Here is a 23,460-nt window from a genome sequence, read left to right on the forward strand (position 1 = left end):
ACAGCCTCCGCGGCCCCACAATGGGTGCCGGCGTGCCCCGCGCCTGCCACGCGGCGGCAAACGGGGAATGCTAGCATGGATATGTAACCAATCGCCAGCGAGTTGCGCTCGGCGGTCCCTATTCTGCCACAGGCCATCCGGAATCCCTAACGCCCTGTTTTCAGGCTACTTAGCCCCATTGTCTCGACCGTGAACGACCGATTCCTCCGCGCCTGCCGGCGCCAGCCCGTCGACGCCACCCCCGTCTGGTTCATGCGCCAGGCCGGACGATACATGCCGGAATATCGGGCACTTCGCCAGCAGTACAGCCTCCTGGAGCTCTGCCGCACCCCCGATCTCGCCGCCCAGGTCACCCTCCAGCCGGTCGAGGCCATCGAGGTCGATGCCGCCATCCTGTTCTCGGACCTGCTCTTGCCGCTCGAGCCGATGGGGCTGACCTTCGATTTCGTGAAGGGCGAGGGCCCCGCCTTCGACGACCCCATCCGATCGGCGGCCGACGTCGAGCGGCTGCGCCCCATCGACCCCGAAACGTCACTCGGGCACGTCCTGCAGACCATCCGGCAGCTCAAACCCCAGCTCGACGTGCCGCTCATCGGCTTTGTCGGCGCCCCCTTCACCCTGGCGTCCTACGCCATCGAGGGCGGCCCCTCGAAGGACTTCGCCCGCACCAAGGCGATGATGTACGCCGAGCCCGAGGCGTGGCACACGCTCTGCGGACGCCTCGCCGACATGGCCGGGACCTACCTCCGCGCCCAGATTGCGGCCGGTGTCGATGCCGTCCAGGTCTTCGATTCGTGGGTCGGCCAACTCGGCCCTGCCGATTACCGCGAGTTCGCCCTGCCCCACACCCGGCGGGTCTTCGACGCCATCGCCGACCTCGACGTACCGTCGATTCATTTCGGCGTCGGCACGGCGATGCTGCTCGAGGACATGGCCACCGCCGGCAGCGACGTCGTCGGCGCCGACTGGCGCACGCCGCTCGACCGCGCCTGGCAGCTCATCGGCACCGACAAGGGGATCCAGGGCAACCTCGACCCCACCCTGCTGCTCGGCCCGTGGTCGCGGGTCCGCGCCGCGGTCGAGGACATCGTGAGCCGCGCCGGCGGACGGCCGGGCCACATCTTCAACCTCGGCCATGGCGTCCTGCCCATGACGTCGCCCGAGGTCATCCAGCGGGTCGCCCGGCTGGTGCACTCGCTCACCTCGACCGCGCGATGACGGGCGGGGCTCCACGGGTGCTGGTGCTCGGCGGCGGGATCGCCGGGCTCAGCGCCGCGTGGGAGTGCCATCGGCAGGGCGTCGGCGCCGTCGTCCTCGAGGCCCAGACGCGGGCAGGCGGGGTCATTCGCACCGACGTCGTCGAGGACGTGGTCCTCGATACCGGTCCGGACGCGTTCCTGGTGAGCAAGCCGGGGGCAATGACCCTCTGCCGTGAACTCGGCATCGAGGGACGCCTGATTGCGATGTCGCCGCCACGCGGGGCGTTCGTCCTGCGCGACGGCCAGTTGCACGCCCTGCCGGAGGGCGGCGCCTTCGGCATCGCGACGCGGCCTGGCCCGTTCCTGCGCTCGACGCTGCTCTCCCCCGCCGGCAAGTTGCGCGTCGCGCTCGAGCCGCTCGTGCCACGGCGGCGGACCGGTGGGGACGAGAGCGCCGGGGCGTTCTTCCGGCGCCGATTCGGCGCGGAGGCGGCCGAGCGGATCGCCCAGCCCCTGCTCGGCGGCATCCACGCCGGCGATCTCGACAGGCTCTCGGTGGAGGCCGTGCTGCCGCAACTGGCGCACGTCGAGCGCGACGGCCGGAGCGTCCTCCTGGCCCTCCGACGCCAGGGCCAGCGCGCCACCGAGGGCGGCGCCTTCCGCAGTTTCCCCAACGGCATGGCCTTCCTCGTCGAGGCCCTCGTGGACGCGCTCCCGGCTGGCACGGTGCGCCTGGGTGTCGGCGCCACCGCCATCGCCCGGGCCGGACACGGCTGGCAGGTAGGAACCACGACCGGCGACCGGCTCGAGGCCGACCTCCTGCTGCTGGCCGCGCCGGCGGGCGTGGTCGCCGGCTGGCTGGGCCCGGTCGCGCCGGAGGCGGCCGGCCTGGCGTCGGGCATCCCGTACGTCTCGAGCGCCGGCGTGCTTGCGGTGTACGCGCGCACGGCAATTGCGCGCCCGATGCACGGCAGTGGCTACGTCTCCACGCCGGGTCCCGGTCGTGAACCGCTGCTGGCCACCAGTTGGTTGAGCAACAAGTGGGCGGGGCGTGCCCCTGCCGACCGGGTGGTGCTCAGGGGCTTCTTCGGAGGTGCGTTCGACGAGGCGGCGCTCGCGCAGTCCGACGAGACACTGGTCGGCATCGCGCACCAGACGTGGCAGCGGCGGTTCGGCGTCGAGGCGCCCCCCCTGCTCACGCGCGTGGTCCGCTGGACACGAACCAGCCCGCAGCACGAGGTCGGCCACGGCGCCCGAGTCCGCCGCATCGACGAGGTGCTCGGCGCGCTGCCCTCGATTGCCGTCTGCGGCAGCGGCTTCCGTGCCGTCGGCATCCCAGACGTCGCCACCGACGCCCGTGCGGCCATCCGGACCCTGCTCGACCGCTGGCGCGCGCGCGGCGAAGGGTAGAATTCTCGCCGCATGTTCGCGACCCGATCGCTCCGACTTCCTGCTGCCCTGGCGTGCAGCGCGTTCTTCTCCCTCGGCTGCCAGCAGGCCTCGACGCCTGCCGCGTCGACCCCGACGGCCTCCGCGAGCCCGGCGGAGGCGGACGCGACCACCGCGCTGCGCACGCCGCAGGAGGTCGCGGCCCTGCCGGCGCTGACACCCGAACTGCAGCAGTTGCTGACCCGCATCCGCGAGGCCGACAAGGGGCAGCTCGCGATCTCCGAGGAAGATGGGCGGTTCCTGCGGTTGATGATCGTGGCCAACCGGACGAAGAAGGCAATCGAGATCGGCGGCGCGAGCGGCTACAGCGCCATCTGGATGGGGCTTGGCCTGCGCGAGACCGGAGGGACGCTCACCACCATCGAGTACGACCCGGTCCGCTCGAAGGAACTGCAGGCCAACATCGCGGCGGCCGGCCTCGGCGACGTGGTGAAGGTGGTGGCCGGCGACGCCTTCAAGGCCGTGCCGGCCGAGCCGGGCACGTTCGACTTCGTGTTCATCGACGCGTGGAAGCCCGATTACCAGAAGTACTTCGACATGACGTTCCCGCGCGTCCGACGCGGCGGCCTCATCCTGGCCCACAACGTGATCAACAAGGGTGCGGACATGCAGGACTTCCTGGGCACGGTGAACGGCCGGGCCGACCTGCTCACCTCGATCGTCGCGCCCGGCAGCGAGGGCGTGTCGATCAGCCTGAAGCGCTGACGAGGAGACGGCGATGGCCGACATCCACCTGATCGGAGTGCCGCTGGACCTCGGCGGCGGGCGGCGCGGGGTGGACATGGGGCCGTCGGCGGTGCGCATCGCGGGCATCGCCGATCGGCTCACCGCCCTCGGCCACCACGTCCTGGATCGGGGCGACATCGTGACGCCCACACCGGAGACGCGCGAAGAAGGCGACCCGAAGAAGAAGTACGTGCACGACATCCAGTCGGTATGCGACGCGCTCTACGAGCGGGCGCTGGCCTCGCACCTGGAGCACGCGTTCCCGATCGTGATCGGCGGCGATCACAGCCTGGGCGCCGGGTCGGTCGCGGCGACGGCGGCGTTCGCGCGCCGGCAGGGCCAGCCAATCGGTCTGCTGTGGGTCGACGCGCACGCCGACATGAACACGCCGGCGACGACGGTGTCGGGCAACGTGCACGGGATGCCACTGGCGGCCCTGCTCGGCGAGGATCCGCGCGAACTGGCGCTCGTGGGTGGGTACGAACCGAAGGTCCTCCCGCAGCACACGGTGCTGGTTGGCATCAGGAACCTCGACGAGCGCGAGAAGGAAGAGGTGCGCGCGGCGGGCGTGCACGTCTTCACCATGAAGGACATCGACAGGCAGGGCGTCGCCGCGGTCATGGAGCAGGCCATCGCGATCGCCTCGGCGGGCACGGCGGGCATCCACGTCTCGTTCGACCTCGACGTGTGTGACCCTGCGGTCGCCCCCGGTGTCGGCACGCCGGTGCGCGGCGGCCTGGACTACCGCGAGGCGCACATGGTGATGGAGATGCTGGCCGATGCCCGGCGCGTCATGGCCCTCGATCTCGTCGAGGTCAACCCGGTGCTCGACGTACAGAACACGACGGCCGTGCTCGCCGCGGAACTGGCCGCCTCGGCGCTCGGCCAGAAGATCCTCTAGCCGCGCTATAGTGCAGTGTTCGCCTGCCGTTGGGCAGGCCTTTCTGGAGGAATCGAATGCGTCGTGCGATCCTGACCCTGACCGCGGCTGCTGCCGTTGTCGTTGCCCCGCTGGCCCTGCCCTCCACCGCCTTCGCTCAGAAGGTGGTGTCGTCAACGCCCGGAAAGGGCGGCAGCCCCCACGAGACCGTCGAGTACAAGGTGGGTGCCGCCACCGTGACCATCGTCTACGGTCGCCCGTACCTGAAGGGCCGCAGCCTCGACGCGCTGGCGCCCGCAGGCAAGGTCTACCGCACCGGAGCCGACGAGGCGACGACCCTGAAGACCGACAAGGCGCTGCAGATCGGCACCCTCGCCGTGCCGGCAGGCACCTACACGCTCTACACGCTGCCCGGCTCGCCCTGGCAGCTGATCGTCAACAAGCAGACCGGTCAGTGGGGCACCGAGTACACGCAGGGCCAGGACCTTGGCCGCACGCCGATGACGGCCGGTACGCTGTCGAGCCCGGCCGAGCAGTTGACCATCGCCGTGGTGGGCAGCAACCTCGAGATCCACTGGGGCACGATGAAGCAGGCCGTCGCCATCAGCGCGAAGTAGGCGCCTGGCACAGCGGCGCGGTGATCCCCCGACCGGGTCGAAAGGGACACCGCGCTCTACCGTCGATGCCGCACGGCGGCAGGGCCGGGTGACCCACCCGGCCGCATTCGGCCGCGATCAGCGCCGGGCCGCGGTCCGTAACAGGAACGCGATGACTTCCGCGACGGCGCGATAGAGTTCCGGCGGGATGGCCGTCTCCGGCGGCAGCCGGGTGAGCAGAGTCACGAGGTCGGGGCTCTCGTGAATCGGGATGCCGTGCTCCCGGGCCAGCGCGATGATCCGTTCGGCGAGCGCGCCCTCCCCTGTCGCCACGACCTCCGGCGCCGCCGTCTCCCCAGGCACGTAGCGCAGCGCGGCCGCGCGCCGGCGCGGCGCCATCGGGGAGTCGGTCATGCGCGGGCATCCAGGATGGTGCGCTGCGTCGGCAGGTCCGGCAGTTCGTCGGGCGAACACGCCCGCACCGGATCCACCACGACCCGCGACAGGGCATGCGCGAAGCCAGCACTCTCCAGGGCCACACCCAGATCGGCCAGGCCCGCCTCGAGGCGATCGGCAGCGTCGAGCCCTTCGACGATGAACTCGGTGCGCACCTCGGAACCCACCACGCCGAGCCTCACCTGCACCCGACCAAGCCCCTCGAGCGTGAGGTCGAGGCGCACCTGACGCCAGGGCGCCGGGTCGTCCGCGCCTCCCTGCTCGGGCGCTTCGCGTGCGACACGCATCCGCAGTCGCATCTCCGCGTCCTGTCCGTCCACCTGCAGCGGGATGCGGAGGTCGACCACGCCGTCGCGGGCAAGGTGCGCCGCCGTCCGCGCCTGCTCGGCCAGCAGGGCGTCCTGCAGCGTGCGGACCGCCTCCCGCGCGCCGTCGAGCCCCGCAGGCCCCTCCGCCAGCAGCGCGGACACCAGCGCCAGGCGCGAGCGGACGTCGTGCGACGCCAGTGTCTCGGCGTTCGATCGCGCGTGTCGCACCACGTCGGCGAGGCGACGCTCGAGCAGGACGCCGCCGTCGGCCACCCGTTCGGCGAGCGCCCGTGCCACGGCCTCTGCGGCCTGCGCGGCCTCGGGCGTTCCTGCGGGGGGCGTCGGGATCGGCACCGGCGCCAGGGATCGCACCAGCGCATGCGCCTGCGCGTCGCTGATCACGCCTGACGAGACCAGTGCCGGGAGCCACCGGGCCACGCCGAGCGCCGCGGCCCGCACGTCGGGGGCATCCCGGGCCGCGAGGACGGCCGCCGCGAAGCCGTATGTCGCCTGGGAGACCGGTGCACCGGCCGGTACATCGACCGGTGGGGCGCTGGACGGCCCGTCCGGCGCTGCCGCTTCGGCACCGATCAAACGCAGCAACGGCTGGTCGCCCCCCTGCACCACCTCGAGCCGCAGCCGCGTGCCCTGGGGGTAGTGCATCGGCGCGCCGGTGGCGACCTGGGAGCCCAGGAGCGACAGCAGGGTGGCGCCGTCGGCGTTGGTGCCGAGCACCGTCGCCATGATGCGGACGCCCGGCGCGAAGGCCCCGGGCACCTGCACCGGGGTCACGACCTCCGAGGGCAACAAGGGCGGCAGGAGAGTGATCTGCATGGACGCCGTTCGGCGGCAGGCACGCGCGTCACCGACGGGCTGCGGGACGCCGCTTTGTTATCATCGGCTCGAAATCGCCCGGGCGCGAGTCCATGAACGCCACACCCCCGACCAAGGTTCGTCCCTCACGCGGCCGCGCAGGCAAGCGGCGCGTCCGTTTGCCGGCGCAGCGCACGGACTGGTCGCAGTGCGACCCCGGCAACCTCGAGCACCCTTCGCTCTACATCAACCGGGAGCTGAGCTGGCTGGAGTTCAACCAGCGCGTGCTGAATCAGGCGCTCGACCCTTCGCACCCGCTGCTCGAGCGCGTCAAGTTCCTCGCCATCGTCGCCACCAACCTCGACGAGTTCTTCATGGTGCGGGTGGCGACCCTGCTGAAGAAGTACCGGGCCGGCATCGAGGACGTCAGCCCCGACGGCCTGAACACCGAGCAGCAGCTCGCGGCGACCCGGGCGCGCGCCGCCGAGATGATGGCGTCGCTGACGCGGTGCTGGCGTGAACAGCTGCGGCCCGCCCTGGCCGCCGAACAGGTCCGCATCCTCGAGCCCGACGAGTACACCGACCAGCTGCGGGCGCATCTGGCCGACTACTTCCGCGCCGAGATCCTCCCCGTCCTGACCCCGCTCGCCTTCGATCCGGGTCACCCGTTCCCGTACATCTCGAACCTGAGCCGGAATTTCGCGGTCGTGGTCAAGCACGGCGGGCGGACCAAGTTCGCGCGCGTGAAGATCCCGGCCACGCTGGATCGCTTCATCCCGGTGCCGGCCGATCCCGCGGGCAACGGCGGCGCCACGTTCGTGTTCCTGGAGGACGTGGTGCGCGCCAACCTGCAGCTGCTGTTCCCGGGCACGGAGCTGCAGTCGGCGCACCTGTTCCGGATCATCCGCGACACCGACATGGTGATCCAGGAGGACGAGGCCGACGACCTGCTCGAGACCGTCGACCGGAGCCTGAAGCAGCTACGGTACGGCGCGCTGTGCCTGCTCGAGGTCGAGGACACGATGCCGCGGCGGGTGCTCAACATCCTCGTCGAGAACTTCGAGATCGACGAGGACATCGTGTCGCGCACGCGCGAGCGGATGGACTGGGACGACTGGCACCAGTTGACGAAGTTGCACCTGCCTCACCTGAAGGACGCGCCGTTCTCACCGCGCAGCATCTGGTCGGGCTACACCGAGATCTTCGACGACCTCCGCGAGGAGGACGTCCTGGTGCACCATCCGTTCGACAGCTTCTCGTCGGTGGAGGCGTTCCTGCGCGCCGCCGTGGAGGATCCGCAGGTCATCGCAATCAAGATGACGCTGTACCGGATCGGATCCAACTCGCCGCTGGTCGACATGCTCGTGGAGGCGGCCGAGCAGGGCAAGCAGGTGGCCGTGCTGGTCGAGCTCAAGGCTCGGTTCGACGAGAAGAACAACATCGCGTGGGCCAACCGCATGGAAGCGGCCGGCATCCACGTGGTGTACGGCGTGGTGAGCCTCAAGACGCACGCGAAGCTGTGCCTCATCGTGCGCAAGGAGCAGGAAGGCATCCGCCGCTACGCGCACGTCGGGACGGGCAACTACAACCGGGCGACGGCGGCCGTCTACACCGACATCGGCCTGTTCACCTCCGACTACGCCATCGTCGACGACATCTCCGAGGTGTTCAACTACCTCACGGGCTATTCGAACCGGCGGGCGTACGACCAGCTGCTGGTCGCGCCGGTCGGGCTGCGCACGCAGCTGAAGGCGCTGATCGACCGCGAATGCGAGCACCAGCGCAACGGTCGCCCGGCGCGGCTGATCTTCAAGCTCAACGCCGTGGCCGACCCGGGCATGGTGCGCAACCTCTATCGCGCCAGCCAGTGCGGCGTGCGCGCCGACCTCATCGTGCGGGGCGTGTGCTGCCTGCGCCCGGGCATCCCCGGGATCTCCGACACGATCACCGTGCGATCGATCGTCGGACGCTTCCTCGAGCACTCGCGCATCTACTACTTCGAGAACGGCGGTGACCCCGAGGTGTACATCGGCAGCGCCGACCTGATGGAACGCAACCTCGATCGTCGCGTCGAGGTGCTCTGCCCCGTGCATCAACCCGACCTGAAGGCGCACTTGCGCGACGTGGTGCTCGAGACGCTGCTCTCCGACACCGACCGTGCCCGCGTGCTGCGCACCGACGGCTCGTACGTGCCCGTCTCGGTGCCGGCCGGCGGCGACCCGGTCAACGCGCAGCGCCGCCTGCTCGACGTGTACTCGCTCCTCTCCTCGTCGGTGCTCTGATGGTCGAGATGTACCGCGGCCCCGAGTCGACGCGGCAGCCCGCCACCTATCGGGTCGCGCGAGCCGGGGTCGGCGTCGCCGAGCTCCTCGGCGGCGCCGGGTGGGATCACGCGATGGCCATCACGTGGGGACCCGAGGGACTGGCGACCACGTTCCGGGCGGTGTGGCACGACGAGGGCATCGCCGTGCGCTGGGACGTGCAGGATCGGGCGCCGTGGGCGACACGCACGCGACGCGACGACTGCCTGTGGGACACCGAAGTGGTCGAGGTGTTCCTCGACCCGACCCGGTCGGGCGAGGACTACGCCGAACTCGAGGTCACGCCGGCCAACGTCGTCTGCGACCTGCACATCGAGCGCCTCGCCCCGGAGCGACGCGTGCACCTGGAGTGGGACTTCGAGGGGCTGCAGACGCGCGTCCACCGCGCGCCCGGGTCGGACGACTGGACGGCGATCGCCTGGATGCCGTTTGCCGACTTCGCCTCGCTGTCGGCGCGCGTCGCCGCCTGCCTGCCGGTCACCGCCGGCGACAGCTGGCATTTCAACGCGTTTCGCATCAAGCGGCCCGGCGGTCCCGAACGACCGGAGGACGGCGCGGTGTACGCGGCCTGGTCGGTGCCCGACGGTCCGACGTTCCACGCGCCCTCGTTCTTCCGGCCGCTCGTGTTCGCCCCCGCACCGGAGGACACATGAACGCCGCCGAGCAGTACGCCCGGATTCGCGAGGGCCTCGAGCAGGCAGATGCGCGCGCCGCGGCGCTGGCAGCCCGCTGCACGCCCGAGGCGTGGGCGCGCCGCACGCCCGAGGGCGGATGGTCGCCCTCGGAGTGCGTGCAGCACCTGGTGCTGTCTGTCGATGCGATGCTGGCGCGGATCGATGCCGCCATCGCCGACGGACATGCGCGCGGCATCACCGGCGACGGACCGTTCTCGCCAGGACTGCTGGGCCGCCTGCTGATCTGGGTGCTCGAGCCGCCGTATCGCCGGCTGCGCAGCAGGACCGGACCGGCGTTCGTCCCCGCCGCCACGCGCACGCCCGACGCCGACGTGGCAGCCCTTCGTGCCGCGCACGATCGCGTACGCGAGAGCCTGGCGCGCGCGTCGGGGCTGGCGCTCGACCGCCTGTCGATCTTGTCGCCCTTCGACGCGCGCGCCTCCTACAACCTGTACGCGGCGTTCGCCATCCTGCCGGTCCACGCCCGGCGCCACCTGTGGCAGGCCGAACAGGCCATCGCCGCGCATCGCACCTGACCCGCCCGGATCAGGGACGCCCGAGGTTGGTGTAGTCCTTCACCACCACGTCGAGGGTGTTGCTGCCCGGGGCGCCGACGATGAAGAACAGGAACGCGGCGTCGGGCCCGATGTTGACGTGTGCGGGTCCGATGACGGGCGCGACCGTCCCGGAGACCGCCGCCACCAGTTGCCAGTTGCCCGTCGGCACGGTCGAGACGGCGCCTTCCCTGTTGGTCAACTGCCGCACCAGGAACGCGGTCTGGCTGAACGAACCGTAGTCGGCGCCGAGGTAGACGTCGACGGCCGGCGCCGCGGCCGTGTGGAACACGTGGACGCGCGACTTGTTGTTCACGGTCGGCGTGAGGTCCACGGTGTACTTGCTCGCGGTCGGCGCGCCGGCCGCCGTCAGGTGCGCGATGATCGCGGCATCCTCGTTGGGGTTCAGCGTGATGTTGGCCGGTCCGATGATCGCCGGCAGGCCGCACGGCCGCGAGGGATTGGCCGGGTGGACGGCGACGCTGATCGTGCCGGCGGGCAACGCCAGTGGCCCGACGATCTGCCGGTACCGGAAGCCCGGCAACGCACACGCGCCGTTGACCGACACGTCGACGGGCAGGTCGGCCGCTGCGCCGACGGCGCCGCCGGGAATGCCATGGACCACGACCACGCGCGCCGGCTGCGATTGCGCCAACGCCGGCGCAGCCGCGCCGAGGACACACAGGCCAGCCGTAAGGATGTGCAGGACTCGCTTCATGGACTGTCTCCTCCTCTGAAAGGGGGCGGCCGGGCCCTCGCACGGCCCGCACGCCTGCCGCCCGTTTCCCTGTGTGACTCTCGCCGTTGCGCACAGGTCCCGACGCGTGATGGGCGGGCACCGATGACGCGATCGGATCGTCAAAGGAGGCGACGTGGTCGTGCAGCAGCAACTCCCCCCGAAGCTCTCGTCTCGTGATCTCGTCCTGCGGCAGACCGGGCAGGGCTGGCGTGTGGAAGACGCCACGGGCCGTCAGGTGTGCGAGACGCTGTCGTCCATGGCAGAGGCCCGGCTCATCGGTCGCACCTTCGCGGTGGGACGCGCGCGGGTCTGGGTCTACCGGCAGGAACGCTGGTCATTGCTCGACGGCGACTGACGCATAGCGTTCAACGCGACGTGGTCTGCGGCTTGCACTGAAGCAAGCCCGACGCGTCCCACGCCCGTCGTGCGGCGCGCGCCACACCATGACGCGCAGCACCTGCTGTACAGTCCGCGACACACTGTATTCACGACCAACAGGACGGCCGGCGGTCCGCTGGCGTGTCGCGCCGTCGCTCGTGCTGGCCCTGCTCACCGTCGGGTGCGGCGGTTCCTCCTCCACACAGACCACCGCTCCCACGGCGATCACGCGCTGTGCCGTGGGCCTCGCCACCGGCGCCTCCGCGCCGGTGCTGGCCGCCGAGGGCGGCACGGCGAGCGTGTCGGTCACGGTCAACCGCGAATGCACCTGGGAGGCGCGCAGTACCGCCGACTGGCTCGCCGTGACGTCGCCGTCCAGTGGGCAGGGCAATGCCACGCTCGCAGTGACCGCAGCGCCCAACCCGGCCGGCCTGCCACGCGTGGCGGTGGTCAACGTGAACGACAGCCGCCTCGAGGTGCAGCAGGCCGCCGCGGCGTGTCGCCTGCTCCTCGATTCGCCTGGACGGCGGTTCGCGGCCGACGGCGGCAGCGCGCGGGTGGACGTGCAGGTGCCCGATGGCTGCGCGTGGGCGGCGGTCACCGACGTCACCTGGCTGGCCCTCGACGGCAGCGCCCGCGGCACCGGACGAGGCTCACTGGTGGTGACCGTGGCCGCCAACGAGGGCTCGCCGCGCACCGCGACCGTCAGGGTCGGCAGCGTGGAGTGGATCGCCGCGCAGGACGCGCCCGTGCCGACGATGCCCGGCCCCGGCGTCCCGCCGACCACGCCGGCGCCATCACCAGCACCGGCTCCGGGTCCGCCGGCGCCGCCGGTCGTGGGCGACCCTGCCCCGCCTGGCCCGTCACCGACACCGTCACCCGCGCCGCCGACTCCTGCGCCCGCGCCGGCGCCCGGCCCGACACCTTCGCCTGCGCCTCCTGGCGATCCAGCACCGCCCACGCCAGCGCCGCCCACGCCCGCGCCGCCTGCCCCCGCGCCACCAGCACCGCCGCCGACACCGGGACCGCCGTCGCCGCCAGCTCCGCCAACGCCTGCGCCCCCAGCACCGGAGCCCACGCCTCCGGAGCCCACGCCGACGCCGCCCACCCCGTCCCCTGACCCCGGCCCTCCCCCGACGGCGCCCGTCGTCGAGGAGGTTCGCCTGGAAGGGCGGGTCTCGAACCGCGCGGGTACCTGCCCGACGCTGACGTTCCAGGTCGACGGTCGCCTCGTCAGGACGTCGACGGCCACCCACTTCATCGCGGATCGATGCGAACGGGTGGTCAACGGCGCGAGTGTCGACGTACGCGGCACGCGGCGCCCCGACGGCGCCATCGACGCCACCAGGGTCCAGGTCGCCAATGGCAATGGGCAGGACGATGGGGCGGTGCCGTGAGCCGACGGTGGCCGTCGGGATCAGGCACGGACCGGTTCCTCCGCGTGGCGATCGTCGGGCTTTCCGGCTGGATGGTCCTCGCGTCGGCCGCGGCGCGTGCGCAGGCCCCGCTGGCCGACGTCCTGACGTTCCTGTTCACCAACCAGGCGGTGCCTACCGGTGACTTCGCGCGCGACGCGGCCGCCGCGCTGGCCGCGCGCGAGACCGTCGGCCGCCAGTTGCAGGGGGAACTCGCGCTCCAGCCGGTGAGCCCGGCCTCGCCAGGCTTCGTCTACCGGCTCAATCCGGGACTCGGTACGCCGGAGCGCGCGAGCGAGCACTTCGGGCCGTTCTTCACCGAGCGCAGCCTGACCACCGGCGCCGGGCGACTGACGTTCGGCGCGACGTGGACGCGCCGCGTCGTCACCCGACTCGGCGGGCGCCCGCTGCGCGACGCGACGCTGGTCACCAGCGGCAACCAGTTCCGCGACGAACCGGCGCCGTTCGACGTCGAGACGCTGTCGCTGGCCATCGAGAGCCGAACGCTCACGCTGACGGCACTCGCCGGCGTGCATGAGCGGGTCGACGTCGGCGTGGTGGTGCCCGTGGTGTCGCTCGACGTGCAGGGCCGTCGCGTGAACACCTATCGCGGCACGTCGGTGGAGCAGGCCAGCGCCGACGCGACGGCCAGCGGGTTAGGTGACGTCGCGTTGCGGAGCAAGGTACGTCTCGTCGGCACGCGAGGCAGCGGCCTGGCCGGCGTCGTCGACGTCCGCCTTCCCACCGGCCGGGAAGCCGACCTTCTCGGCGCGGGCCGCACTGCCCTCCTCGCCAGCATCGTCGCCTCGGCCGAGGCGGCGCGGGTGGCCGTCCACGGCAGCGCAGGCGTGGCGCGCGGGGGCGCGGTCGACGGCTGGCAGTACCAGGTGGCCACGACGATCGCGGCGACGCGAACGCTGACCATCGTGGGCGAACTGCTCGGGCGCCGCCTCGACGCGCCGGGCCGCATCGTGCTGGCCGCCGCGCCGCATCCGTCGATCGCGGGCGTGGACACGCTGCGCCTCGTGCCCGAGGGCGAGACGTCGCACACCTTGCAGGCGGCGCTCGGCGCCAAGTGGAACCTGACCGGGACGTGGCTGATTGGCGCGCACGCGTTCGTGCCGGTCGCCGGCAACGGCTTGCGCATCGCGCCGACGCTGACCGTGGGCATCGAATACTCGATCGGTCGGTGATGCCGTCGCGTCACACCGCCGACGCCGCCCCTGGGACAGGTCAGTACAGGCTTACCTGCTCTGCACCGAGTCGATCCGCCAGCCGTCGCGGTCGGCGCGGGAGAGCCGGAACCGCCACTGGCGAGGCTCCACACGCGGCGAGGCGTCGCCGACCCGCGGGACCCAGGCTTGCGATCCGCTGCAGGTGGCGCTGGCGGCCCGGGCCGCGCGATCGAGCATGACGCGGCAGTCGCCGAGTTCCACCTGCTGCGACCGGAGGCCCGCGAACGCCCGTTCGAGCGCGCGCGCATCGACGCCCGGCCAGACGGCGCGTGCCGCCGACGCATCGAGGCGCGAATAGGCCCGGCCGTACCGGTGAAGGACGTCGCGAATCGACGGCTCGTCGTCGGTCGGGATTGTGGTCCGAGCCTCAGGGATCGGCGTCGGCACGATCGACGCGGGCGCCGCGTCATCGACGGCGCCACCAGCGAGCACCGTGGCGGCATACGCGGCGCGGGTCGAGTCGGACACGGGCGGCGCCGCATCGGTCGCCATCGTCGCTGCGGTGGGGGCTGGCGTGAGGGGCGGCGCGGGAGACGCCTCGAGGGCGCGCGTGTCGAGGACCGCACGGGCCTGAACGGGACGAACACCCGGCGCAGCGGTCCCGTTCCTCGTGCCGCTGGCTGGCTCGGCAATCGCCACCGCGGCGCCCGAACGGACGCGCGAGGGTGCGGCGATCGCCCTGGATGTCACGGGCCGCGCAATGCTGCTCGTGTCGGCCTCCGCCCGGGCCATCGAGGCCTGTTGTGGCCCGGACAGCACGTCGGCGAGCGGCGCGGCGGGACTGGTGGCGATCGGCAGGATGACCGGCTCACGCGGCGCCAGCAGGCCCATGGCGACCACCGCAGCGGCGGCGAGCGGGACGATGGCACTCAGGCGGCGGGGACGAATCGAGGTGGTCGACGACAACCAGGGACGCACCTCGACCGACCGGTGCAGGTCCTGGCCTGTCCCGTCGCCACGTGCGAATGCCTCGACGTCGATCGAGGCGATCGACGCGAGGTCGTCTGGGCTCGGGGGCCACGCCCACTCGGGCGCAGCCCCCTCGGTCGGAGCCGGCAGCTCACGACCGGGGTCGGTCACGTGGTTCACATGCCCGCCCCCATGGCGCCGATGCTGCTCGACGAGGCACCGGGGGCCGGCGTCGCACCGGCGTCCTCGCTCGTCGCCTTGTCGGCCATCTCCTGGACCTTCTCACGCACCTGCGACGTGAGTTGCTGGGCCGACTCGCTGGCCTTGTCGACCAACGCGTCGCGCGTCGCGCCGAGCGTGCGGTCCTCGACGCGTGAGCGCGGCACGCTCAGTCCGAGCACCGCGCCGGCAGCCAGCGCCGCGACGCCGACCGCCATCGGGTTCTCCTGCATCCAGCGCTCGAACTGCGTCGAGGTCTGGACGCGGGCCGTGTCCCAGCGCCTGGAGACGGCGCGCGACACCTCGCCAGCCTTGGCCTGCGCGTCACGTACGGTCTCGCTCACCTGCTCGCCGACCGACGATGCCGTCTCGCGTGCCTGACGCCGCATCTCGCGCGCCTTGTCGGCCACCGCCGCCGTGGTGCCGCCAGCGTACGAATCGCCATCGGCAGACCACGTGGACATGTCGTCACTGACCATGCCACTCCGGCGCGTCCAGAGCATGTAGCCGATGCTCGCCGCCGCAATCGCCGCCGGCACGGGGTTCTCGCGCAGCATCCCGCCCCACGCCCCGCGACGATCACGCCACGCGTCACCGTCCTGGTCGCGTCGCGCCGTCGTCCCGTATTCGCCGCGTACCATCATGTCGTCATCGTCCCAGTCGTACATGTCGTCCCTGCTCCAGGTCTTGGCGCCGGAAGAGCGGCGCATCATCCACCACACCAGGCCCACGCCGGCACTGGCCAGGCCCACGGACATCGGGTGCTGGCGGGCCTGCTCCACGAGCGGCGCCGCCGCTTCCTGCGCTCGACGTGCGGCCTGCGACGCGCTGTCGCCTGCCGTGCCGACCAGGTGCTGCACGCGCCCCACCGTCGCCTCTCGCACGCTGGCCCTGGCCTGTTGTGCGAGGTGCTGCGGGCTGAGGCGTTCCTGCAGTTCGTTGATCGTCTGGCTCATGTCCTCGCGCGTGCGCTCGATCTGTTCGCGGATGACGTCGGGATCGTCCGAGCCCGCGCCAATCGGCGGTGTCGCGCCCGACGCGATGGCGCCGCCCGCCATCGTCGCGTCGAGTTGATCGGCGCGCAGCCCCGGACGGGCGCCCGCCGGAGGCACGTCGACGTCGTCGATCTCGCTCGCCGCCAGCGGGACGGGCGCGGGCAGGTCCGGCGCCATCGGCATGGGCGGCGGCATCACCGGGTTTCGTTCTTCAGCCACTGTGCGGTCTCCTTCAGCGAATCCACGGTCTCGACGGGTGTCAGCGGCTGCCTGAGCTGACGAAGCCCGGCCCGCACCAGCACGTAGCCGACGCCGGCCAGCAGCACGGCCGTGAGGCCTGCGGCCGCCCACGCATCGAGCCCGAGCTGCACGAGCAGCAACACCACCGTGGTGACCAATGTGAGCAACGCGGCGTTGGCGACCAGCCCGCCCGCGCCGAGCATCGCGCCCGCGCGTCCGACCTGCGCGGTCTTCTGCGACAGTTCCGTCCTCGCCAACTGCACTTCCTGGCGGATCAGGAGCGACGTCTTCTGCGACAGGTCGGCGAACAGCTCACCGATCGTTCGCTCCGTGCGTGGTGCGTCCATCGCGTTCTCCTTGCTGGGTAGCGAGGTCAGCTGGTGATCCCCGGCGCCGGGTCGAGGCCGAGGCTGCCGCCGATACCGGAATCACCGGAACGCGACGGGCCGCCGATTGGCGCGGTGAACCCCGTCTGCCCCGGCAGGGGCGTCGTCAGGCGACTCGCGCCCTCACCGAAACCCGAGTCGTGATGGGGCACGTCCCCGTCGCCGAGCTCATAGGCGCTCGAGCTCTTCAGGAACCTGGCCAGGCCGAGACCCAGCAGGAAGGCACCGCCGACGAACGCGCCCGGATTGCGCCGTGCGAAGCGCTCGACGTCGCGCACCATCTCGGCGGGATCCTTGTCGCGCATGCGGTCGGCGAACAGTTGAATCTGGTCCACCGCCGTGTCCGCGTACGATGCAAGCGTCTGGTTCTCGGCGCGCATGTGCTCGCTCGCCTGCCGGATGGCGTTGGCCACCGAGCCCAGCCCGTCGGCCGCGCGCACCTTCTGCTCGTTCACACGGCTCGAGGCCGTCTGCTTGACCTGATCCATCACGCCGACGGCGCGGGGATACGCGCGTGACGCGTTCGAGTCACTGTCCTGATTGGTGCTGCCGGTCCCGAACCCGGCGCCGAGGCCGGTTTCACCGGCCAGCATGCCCGTCGACTGGCTGTCGGAGAATGATGACGCGCCGGTCCCGACCTCGGCGCCGCGGCCCTTGCGGCTGCTCGTGCCGGTCTCCGGCAGGTTGGCTCCCGGAATCGCCCTGTGTGTTGCCATTCGCTGCGTCTCCTGTCGTTCGCATACGTCCCGCACGCCCGATCGCGCCGGAACGTGACTGCATGCCCATGACAGAAGGAAGAACTGTGCCACCCGTCACAGGCTCGGCCTGCGGCGGCGCGAGCCCATGTGCAGCGATGCCTGATCGAAGGACAGGCAGTGGTCTCGTGACTACCTGAAGAGACCGCGCAGTCGGCGAGCCAGTTCGGCCGTCCAGCCTTCGATGGTGCGCGCAATTCGCTGCCGCAGTGTGCCCCGATGAATCGGGCATCGTTGGTCAGGTGCCTCGTCGCCGCGCTTGAGATACTCGGTGTACACGGGGCATCCCTGGACGGGACGCTTGTACGAGACGCGGCAGAAGGTCTCCTCGCGCAGTCCCGCTGGCCGCTCGAACGCCTCGGGTCGCCGTACGCGCGCGGCGCGCCGCATGAAATCGGCCCAGATGGGCAGCGCGTACCGTGACCCGTAGGCCTCGCGCCCGATCGTCGCCGGCTGATCGAAGCCGACCCAGACCCCCACGACGATCGACGACGAGAAGCCCACGAACCAGGCGTCCTTGAAGTCGTCGGTCGTGCCCGTCTTGCCACCGGCCGGGAAGCGCACGCCCATGCGCCGTGCCGAGGCGGCCGTGCCGCGGTCCACCACGTCCTGCAGCAGCGAGACCATCTGGAACGCCACCTCGGGCGCGATCACGTTCTCGCGCACCACCGGCGTCGCGAACGCCACGCTGCGGTCGTCGTCGAGGATGCGCAGGATGGCCCGCGGCCGCACCGAGTGCCCGCCATTGGGAAACATCGCGAAGGCGGTGGTCAGTTCGAGGGGGGTGACCAAACCGGTGCCGAGCGCAAGGGAGGGCACGTTGGGCAGGTCGCGCAAGCCGGCGTCACCGGCAACGCGCATCACCCGTCGCGTGCCGACCCGTTGCTGCAGCAAGCTGGCGGCCCGGTTGTCGGACACGACGAGGGCGGCGCGCAGGGTGAGCTCCGGACGCACCTCGCCCGAGGCATTCTCCGGCGCCCATTCGTCGGGGCCCTGCGGCGTGATTCGATCGAGCCCGTCGAGCACGCTGAGCGGCGAGTACCCCTGCTCGAGCGCAGCGGCGAACACGAAGGGCTTGAAGGCCGACCCCGGCTGCCGACGACTGCGCGTCGCGCGATTGAACGGCGAGGCCGCCGGGTCGCGGCCGCCCACCAGCGCGAGGACGTCGCCGGTGGCGGGGTCCATGGCGACGAGCGCGGCCTGGAGATCCCGCTTGCCGAAGCGGCCGAGGCCCTCGCGGACGACGCGGTCGGCCGCTTCCTGCAGCGACGGCACGATCGTGGTGTCGACGCGCCAGTCGGGCGGGTGATCGCCACCGAGCGAATCGCGGAACAGTTGCCGCACGTAGGCTCGGGCATAGGCGTCGCTGGCGGTGCTCGTCGGCTGGTACGGCCGCACCCGGATGCGTTGCCGGCGCGCCGCGCGCTCTTCCGCGTCGGTGATGAACCCCGCCTCGCGCATCCGCCCGAGGACGACATGGCTGCGCGCCACCGCGCCGTCCAGGTTGGACCAGGGCGACAGTGCCGCCGGGGCCCGCGCCAGACCGGCGATGAAGGCGCTCTCGGCCAGCGACAGATCCTTCGCGCTCTTGCCGAAGACACGCTGCGCCATCGGCTCGACGCCGTACACGCCGGCGCTGAGGTAGATGCGATTGAGGTAGAGCTCGAGGATCTGGGCCTTGGTCAGCTGCAGTTCCATCTGCAGCGAGATGACCGCCTCCCGGATCTTGCGGGTGTAGCTCTTGCGATTGGACAGGAACAGCGTTCGCGCTAGCTGCTGCGTGATCGTGCTCGCCCCCTCGCTGCGGCCGGTCAGCGTGTTGCGGTACACGGCACGTCCGAGCCCGATCGGGTCGAGGCCGATGTGGCGGTAGAAGCGGTGGTCCTCGACGGCGACGAAGGCGTGCTGCAACGCCGGGGCGATGCTGGCCAGCGGCACGTCGCGGCGCTGCTCGTCGAGGCGGAACCAGCGCTTGCCGTCGGCCGTGTGGAACCACGTATCCCCGACACCCCGGGTCAGGCGATGCACGGCCCAGGTCTGCTTCCAGATCCACGCGGTCGCCACGACGCCGGTCAGCAGCGCCATCACCACCACGACCTGCACCACACGCGGCTGCGCCGCGAACCACCTGTGCGCCCGGCCGATCACCGCGCTAGTGTCTCACCCGCGACCGGCGACGCGGTACCGGCTCAGCGAAGGCGCGTCGCGACGAGGTTGGTCCCCGAGGCCCAGTGCTCGCCGCCGCCGTCGGCGTACATCGCCCGCTCCACCACGATCGGCGCCGGCCGAGCGCCGAGGCTTTCGATGAGCGCGCCGAACCGCTTGCCGATGGCGCCGGGGAACTCGTCGCGCACGCTGATCCCGAACCGGCTGCGCGCCGCGACCGGATACGTGCGTGTCGCCACGGGCGACCCGTCGTCGAACAGCAGCGTCACCTTCACCTGCGCGGCGTCCGCCCCGGGATTGGCCACGAGGTAGTACGTGACGCGCCGAGCCGCGTCGTCGGACACCTCGCCGTCGGCGACCGCCCACGCGATGCCGGTCGCCGTCGTGCCTGGCGCGTTGTGGGCCTCGGTCCAGGCGCGGTTGTCGCCGGGCCACCACATCGACCGTTCGACGACGATCGGCACGCCGTTGGTGGACTCGACGACCATCGACACGGCCGTGTCGGCCAGTGCCGCAGCAGCCTGATCCACCCAGATCGTGTAGCGCTGCAGGGCGCCGACGCGATGGGTGTGACGCACCGTGCTGCCATCCGGCAGGAGGTACGTGACGGCGATCTCCGCAGGCTGCTCCGACGGGTTGGCGACCAGGAGGAACAGATCGAAGAAGGGCCCGGTCGCGCCCTCGGCCAGGTACCACGCCAGGGCAGCCGCGGTGACGCCCGCGCTCTCGTGGCCGGCGCGGAACACCTGCGCACCTCGCGTGTAGTACATCGCGCGCTCGACGATCACGCCGGCCGTCGCCTCGATGACCGCCGACACGTCGGTGTCGGCGAGCCAGCGCGCCTGACCGTCGCCGAACACCTCCTGGTCCACCCAGATGTTCATGCGCGTGCGCGCCGGAATGGTGTAGGCCTTCTCCAGTGGCGGCCCCGCCGGACGCAGGTAGCGCACGCGGACGTCCACCGGCGCGGCCGAGGGATTCTGCAGCAGGTAGAAGAGGTCGAACCCGCTGTGCGTCGCGCCCTCGGCCAGGTACCAGCGGGCCGACGGCCCGGGCAGGCTGGTCTCGGCATGCGCGCCGTAGGTGACGCCCGCCGGGTCGTGCCACGACACGGTGCGATCCACCGCGAGCGGCGCGTCCGAGGAGACCACGGTGCCGAAGGCATGCCCGGCGAGGCCTTCGATGGCTCCGGCGTCCACGGCGCGCGAGGCGAGCGCCGGCACGGTGACCTGCTGCGTGACGGTGAGGCCGTCGTCGCGGAGGAACTCGAGCGTCGTCGCGGCGGCGCGGGCGCCGACGTTGGCGAGCACTAGGCGCGTGTCGAAGAAGTCGCTGGCGACGCCTTCGGCGAGGTACCGGGTGAACGTCGCGGGCGTCGCGGCGTCGGGCACGAAGGTCGCGGTGACGGTCGTCGCCGCCGCGAGGGTGAGGCTGCACGTCGACGTGCCGGTGCAGGGCCCACCGGACCAGCCCTCGAAGCGACTGCCTGCGGCAGGCGATGCCGAGAGCGTGACCACGGTGCCTGCGGTCAGCGAGGCGGTGCACGTCGTGCCACAGGCCATCCCACCGGGCGAGCTCGCCACCACGCCGCTGCCTGCGCCGGCCTTCACGACGGTGAGCGGCACCGGACCTGCCGCGCCGCCGCCCTCGAGCTGCTCGACCCAGTAGGTCAGCAACTGGCGCAGGGCCTGCGGCGCGTGGGTGGGCGGGCCGTGACCGGCCTGGTCCGTGGTGTTGACGCCGTGGCACGACTTGCACACGCGCACCTCGCCCGGCCGCATCGTGATCCAGAGGCGCTCGCGCACCACCGGCACGCCGGCAGCGTCGGTCAACTGCCAGGAGAGCGCACGACGGGCCGGCACGAAGGCCGCCACCGAGCCATCGGCCGCGATCGCCACGCTCCCCGGGGGCGCGCCGGGCGTGATGGGGTTGCGCACGCGGGGATCGTGCAGGAACTGCCCCAGCACCCGCCGCCCGGGTCGCGGCGACGCCGTCCCGCCGATGCCGCGCAGCTGATCGGCCTGCACGAGCTGCAGGAAGGCGACGTCGTAGACCTTGCCCGCCGCGCCGATCGTCTGCGCGCCGCCGCCATGCACGCGCAGGTTGAACGGCTGCTGCCTGTCGCTGTGATCGCGCGTCGTGACGTCGTGGCTGACGATCAGCGCGAGGTCGTTGGCCTTCAGCCACGCTTCCAGCCGGGCCGGGGTGATGCCCTGCTCCGCCAGGACCTGCTGCTCCTCGGCAGGCAGCGGCGCCCTGTGGCTGGCTGGCCGCGTGCGCGGCCTCACCTCGACGGGATCGAGTTCCCACAACGGCCCCGAGTAGGTGACGAGCACGTCGGGACTCCAGTAGGAGAGGGTCTTGGTGATGCCGGGCGTGAGGCGCACGTCCGGCACGAAGACGCCACCGGCCTGCTTCAGCAGGGTGAGCCGGAAGTCGTAGCGCGACCCGGGCGCGGCGGTCGTGCCGGTGTTCTGGTCGCGGCGCGTCTCCGGCGTGTGCACCGCCACGAGCCGTCCGTCCGACAGCGGCAGCGGGTTGCGATACAGGCCGGAATGGTTCGGCGACGGCGTGTCCGTGTACGAGCTCGTGTCGCGGTGGGTGACGTACGTAATCGTCATCGCATCCGGATTGTGCTCGGGTGGTCCGTAGGTGCTGATGATCTGCCCGCTGGCGTGGGTCGAGAACTCCGGCGCGTCGATGCCGTAGTAGGTGCCGGGCGCCGCCGGCGACTCCTTGATCTGGATGAAGCCGTTGATCGTGTTGGCGTTCAGGCGGGGCGACTGCGAGTGGTGGTAGACCAGGTTGGGATCGTCGTCGAAGCTCGCGTCGAAGTAGCCGAGGAACTCGTGACGGCCGACGTGGTTGAGCGTCTCTTCGCCGCTGCCGTCCTCCTCCACCATCCACGGGAAGAAGTCGTTGAACGAGTGCCCGACGATGTTGGTGCCAGCGAGGAGGTCCGTGCGCGAGCCGCGCGGCTCCGGGAAGACCTCCGCCCGCGATGACAGGCGGGCGGCGCCGGCCGATTCGTCGGCGTAGTTGAACGTGCCGTAGGTGCCGTACGCGGTCGAGGCACGGGAGTCGGCATCGGCCTGCTGGTCGCGCTGCAGGTGGTCCCAGCGGATGTACACCAGACGTCCGAAGCTGTCGATCTGCGGCGAGAACGACCCCGACGGCGAGTGCTGCACGAGGAACAGGTCGCCGCTGGCCGGGTCGAGGCTCCAGATGCCACTGACCACCGGCGCCTCCTCGTACTCGTCGAGCTGCGGGTACAGGTGGGACTCGCCGCCGCGTGGTCGGTCCGACGTGAACAGGATGCGGTCGTCGGTGCCGTAGATCGGGCTGACGTTGTTGTACGCGGTCGGCTGCCGCGGCACCTTGGTGATCACCGGTGTGTCGGCGGGCCCGAGGCCGGTGATCTCGTACAGCTGCCACCGCCAGTCGGGGCTGTAGGCGTAGCGCTGCTCCGAGCCGCCCACCACCATGCTGAAGACGGCCCGCGTGCCGCTCCAGTGCACGCTCGGCTCGCGCACCGCGATCGCCGTCGCGCCCTGCAGGCCCGTCGCGCCGAAGCCGGCGGCTGCCGTGAGGTTCTTCAGCGCGCCATCAGGGTAGCGGATCCAGAGGTCGCCGCCGCGGGCGACCGCGTCGAGCGACGCGCGGTGGTTCCCGAACACGGCGCCGACGGTCGTGAAGTCCTGCGGCACCGGCACCTGCGTCACGAAGAGGATCGGGTACGGGGTGGATGGCGGCGGTCCCTGCGCCACGACCGTCAGCCCGAGGGCCGTCGCAACCCCCACCACCGCCACGCCCCATCGCCGGTGCCTGCCTCGCATCGATGCTCCCACCGGCCACGGCCGGCCCGTCCCGTCACCGCGCCGCCCTCCGTCGCCGACGCGGCGACAGACAAGCCTGCAGGCCGGGTGACACAACTGTCATCTCGGCCTGTGCGGACACTGGGGGCACCTGATGCGTAAGCACGAACCGTACCGACGCGGTGGCGACCGTCCCGCACCGAGCCTGCTGCGGAACGGCCAACCGCCAGGT

Annotated in this window: 20 protein-coding genes; 11 read left to right on the plus strand and 9 right to left on the minus strand. The window is 71.6% G+C overall.

Annotation, left to right across the window (positions count from 1 at the left end):
* The first annotated feature begins 189 nt into the window (after positions 1-189).
* The 5 genes from hemE to TBR22_RS14665 are packed head-to-tail and all read left to right on the plus strand — an operon-like array spanning position 190 to position 4,871.
* Entirely contained in the window at positions 190-1,218 is a 1,029-nt protein-coding gene (gene hemE, locus TBR22_RS14645) for a uroporphyrinogen decarboxylase (protein ID WP_239488586.1), read from the plus strand.
* Positions 1,215-2,609 (plus strand): protoporphyrinogen oxidase, encoded by a 1,395-nt coding sequence (gene hemG / locus TBR22_RS14650; RefSeq protein WP_239488587.1) that lies wholly within the window; start codon positions 1,215-1,217, stop codon positions 2,607-2,609. Before hemE ends, hemG begins: the two co-directional genes overlap by 4 nt.
* 12 nt (positions 2,610-2,621) lie before the next feature.
* Positions 2,622-3,353 (plus strand): O-methyltransferase, encoded by a 732-nt coding sequence (locus TBR22_RS14655; protein WP_239488588.1) that lies wholly within the window; start codon positions 2,622-2,624, stop codon positions 3,351-3,353.
* Positions 3,354-3,366: 13 nt separating this feature from the next.
* Positions 3,367-4,275 (plus strand): arginase, encoded by a 909-nt coding sequence (rocF, locus tag TBR22_RS14660; protein ID WP_239488589.1) that lies wholly within the window; start codon positions 3,367-3,369, stop codon positions 4,273-4,275.
* Between the two features lie 56 nt (positions 4,276-4,331).
* Positions 4,332-4,871, plus strand: coding sequence for a DUF2911 domain-containing protein (locus tag TBR22_RS14665; protein WP_239488590.1), 540 nt, complete (start codon positions 4,332-4,334; stop codon positions 4,869-4,871).
* A 117-nt stretch (positions 4,872-4,988) separates the two neighbouring features.
* Here TBR22_RS14665 and TBR22_RS14670 read toward each other — a convergent pair whose 3' ends face one another.
* Both TBR22_RS14670 and TBR22_RS14675 read right to left on the minus strand, forming a co-directional pair.
* Positions 4,989-5,264 carry an EscU/YscU/HrcU family type III secretion system export apparatus switch protein gene (locus TBR22_RS14670; protein WP_239488591.1) on the minus strand — a complete coding sequence of 92 codons (276 nt, stop codon included), beginning with the start codon at positions 5,262-5,264 and terminating at the stop codon, positions 4,989-4,991.
* Positions 5,261-6,448 carry a flagellar hook-length control protein FliK gene (locus TBR22_RS14675; protein ID WP_239488592.1) on the minus strand — a complete coding sequence of 396 codons (1,188 nt, stop codon included), beginning with the start codon at positions 6,446-6,448 and terminating at the stop codon, positions 5,261-5,263. Before TBR22_RS14675 ends, TBR22_RS14670 begins: the two co-directional genes overlap by 4 nt.
* A 92-nt stretch (positions 6,449-6,540) precedes the next feature.
* Between TBR22_RS14675 and ppk1 the strand changes: the two genes are divergently transcribed.
* The 3 genes from ppk1 to TBR22_RS14690 are packed head-to-tail and all read left to right on the plus strand — an operon-like array spanning position 6,541 to position 9,958.
* Positions 6,541-8,709 carry a polyphosphate kinase 1 gene (gene ppk1, locus TBR22_RS14680; RefSeq protein ID WP_239488593.1) on the plus strand — a complete coding sequence of 723 codons (2,169 nt, stop codon included), beginning with the start codon at positions 6,541-6,543 and terminating at the stop codon, positions 8,707-8,709.
* Positions 8,709-9,401 carry a carbohydrate-binding family 9-like protein gene (locus TBR22_RS14685; protein WP_239488594.1) on the plus strand — a complete coding sequence of 231 codons (693 nt, stop codon included), beginning with the start codon at positions 8,709-8,711 and terminating at the stop codon, positions 9,399-9,401. The genes ppk1 and TBR22_RS14685 overlap by 1 nt, the downstream gene beginning before the upstream one ends.
* Positions 9,398-9,958 (plus strand): DinB family protein, encoded by a 561-nt coding sequence (locus TBR22_RS14690; RefSeq protein ID WP_239488595.1) that lies wholly within the window; start codon positions 9,398-9,400, stop codon positions 9,956-9,958. The genes TBR22_RS14685 and TBR22_RS14690 overlap by 4 nt, the downstream gene beginning before the upstream one ends.
* A gap of 10 nt (positions 9,959-9,968) precedes the next feature.
* On the opposite strand, the gene TBR22_RS14695 is transcribed toward TBR22_RS14690, so the two are convergent.
* Positions 9,969-10,694, minus strand: a complete 726-nt coding sequence (locus TBR22_RS14695) for a DUF4397 domain-containing protein (RefSeq protein WP_239488596.1) — start codon at positions 10,692-10,694, stop codon at positions 9,969-9,971.
* Between the two features lie 160 nt (positions 10,695-10,854).
* Here TBR22_RS14695 and TBR22_RS14700 point away from each other — a divergent pair, with 160 nt between their 5' ends.
* From TBR22_RS14700 to TBR22_RS14710, 3 genes are all read left to right on the plus strand, one after another.
* Positions 10,855-11,070, plus strand: a complete 216-nt coding sequence (locus tag TBR22_RS14700; RefSeq protein WP_239488597.1) for a hypothetical protein — start codon at positions 10,855-10,857, stop codon at positions 11,068-11,070.
* 181 nt (positions 11,071-11,251) lie between these two features.
* Positions 11,252-12,490, plus strand: coding sequence for a BACON domain-containing protein (locus tag TBR22_RS14705; RefSeq protein WP_239488598.1), 1,239 nt, complete (start codon positions 11,252-11,254; stop codon positions 12,488-12,490).
* Positions 12,487-13,701 carry a hypothetical protein gene (locus TBR22_RS14710; RefSeq protein ID WP_239488599.1) on the plus strand — a complete coding sequence of 405 codons (1,215 nt, stop codon included), beginning with the start codon at positions 12,487-12,489 and terminating at the stop codon, positions 13,699-13,701. Before TBR22_RS14705 ends, TBR22_RS14710 begins: the two co-directional genes overlap by 4 nt.
* Positions 13,702-13,752: 51 nt before the next feature.
* Here TBR22_RS14710 and TBR22_RS14715 read toward each other — a convergent pair whose 3' ends face one another.
* The 6 genes from TBR22_RS14715 to TBR22_RS14740 form a co-directional block, all read right to left on the minus strand.
* Positions 13,753-14,823 (minus strand): hypothetical protein, encoded by a 1,071-nt coding sequence (locus TBR22_RS14715; protein WP_239488600.1) that lies wholly within the window; start codon positions 14,821-14,823, stop codon positions 13,753-13,755.
* A 5-nt stretch (positions 14,824-14,828) separates the two neighbouring features.
* Positions 14,829-16,085: a DUF3618 domain-containing protein gene (locus TBR22_RS14720; protein WP_239488601.1), complete on the minus strand. Its 1,257-nt coding sequence runs from the start codon at positions 16,083-16,085 to the stop codon at positions 14,829-14,831.
* Entirely contained in the window at positions 16,061-16,453 is a 393-nt protein-coding gene (locus TBR22_RS14725; protein WP_239488602.1) for a phage holin family protein, read from the minus strand. The genes TBR22_RS14720 and TBR22_RS14725 overlap by 25 nt, the downstream gene beginning before the upstream one ends.
* A 26-nt stretch (positions 16,454-16,479) precedes the next feature.
* Positions 16,480-17,208 carry a hypothetical protein gene (locus tag TBR22_RS14730; protein WP_239488603.1) on the minus strand — a complete coding sequence of 243 codons (729 nt, stop codon included), beginning with the start codon at positions 17,206-17,208 and terminating at the stop codon, positions 16,480-16,482.
* A gap of 171 nt (positions 17,209-17,379) precedes the next feature.
* Positions 17,380-19,395, minus strand: coding sequence for a transglycosylase domain-containing protein (locus TBR22_RS14735; protein ID WP_239488604.1), 2,016 nt, complete (start codon positions 19,393-19,395; stop codon positions 17,380-17,382).
* A 41-nt stretch (positions 19,396-19,436) separates the two neighbouring features.
* Positions 19,437-23,249, minus strand: a complete 3,813-nt coding sequence (locus TBR22_RS14740; RefSeq protein ID WP_239488605.1) for a hypothetical protein — start codon at positions 23,247-23,249, stop codon at positions 19,437-19,439.
* Between the last annotated feature and the right edge of the window lie 211 nt (positions 23,250-23,460).

Source organism: Luteitalea sp. TBR-22, assembly GCF_016865485.1.
In the GTDB taxonomy this organism is placed as follows: Bacteria; Acidobacteriota; Vicinamibacteria; order Vicinamibacterales; family Vicinamibacteraceae; genus Luteitalea.

Bases quoted from the DNA above. Each gene is read 5' to 3' on its own strand.
- TBR22_RS14725 (WP_239488602.1), bottom strand. From the start codon at position 16,453: ATGGACGCACCACGCACGGAGCGAACGATCGGTGAGCTGTTCGCCGAC.
- TBR22_RS14670 (WP_239488591.1), bottom strand. From the start codon at position 5,264: ATGACCGACTCCCCGATGGCGCCGCGCCGGCGCGCGGCCGCGCTGCGC.
- TBR22_RS14740 (WP_239488605.1), bottom strand. From the start codon at position 23,249: ATGCGAGGCAGGCACCGGCGATGGGGCGTGGCGGTGGTGGGGGTTGCG.
- hemG (WP_239488587.1), top strand. From the start codon at position 1,215: ATGACGGGCGGGGCTCCACGGGTGCTGGTGCTCGGCGGCGGGATCGCC.
- TBR22_RS14655 (WP_239488588.1), top strand. From the start codon at position 2,622: ATGTTCGCGACCCGATCGCTCCGACTTCCTGCTGCCCTGGCGTGCAGC.
- ppk1 (WP_239488593.1), top strand. From the start codon at position 6,541: ATGAACGCCACACCCCCGACCAAGGTTCGTCCCTCACGCGGCCGCGCA.
- rocF (WP_239488589.1), top strand. From the start codon at position 3,367: ATGGCCGACATCCACCTGATCGGAGTGCCGCTGGACCTCGGCGGCGGG.
- TBR22_RS14695 (WP_239488596.1), bottom strand. From the start codon at position 10,694: ATGAAGCGAGTCCTGCACATCCTTACGGCTGGCCTGTGTGTCCTCGGC.
- TBR22_RS14685 (WP_239488594.1), top strand. From the start codon at position 8,709: ATGGTCGAGATGTACCGCGGCCCCGAGTCGACGCGGCAGCCCGCCACC.
- TBR22_RS14665 (WP_239488590.1), top strand. From the start codon at position 4,332: ATGCGTCGTGCGATCCTGACCCTGACCGCGGCTGCTGCCGTTGTCGTT.
- TBR22_RS14675 (WP_239488592.1), bottom strand. From the start codon at position 6,448: ATGCAGATCACTCTCCTGCCGCCCTTGTTGCCCTCGGAGGTCGTGACC.
- TBR22_RS14730 (WP_239488603.1), bottom strand. From the start codon at position 17,208: ATGGCAACACACAGGGCGATTCCGGGAGCCAACCTGCCGGAGACCGGC.
- TBR22_RS14690 (WP_239488595.1), top strand. From the start codon at position 9,398: ATGAACGCCGCCGAGCAGTACGCCCGGATTCGCGAGGGCCTCGAGCAG.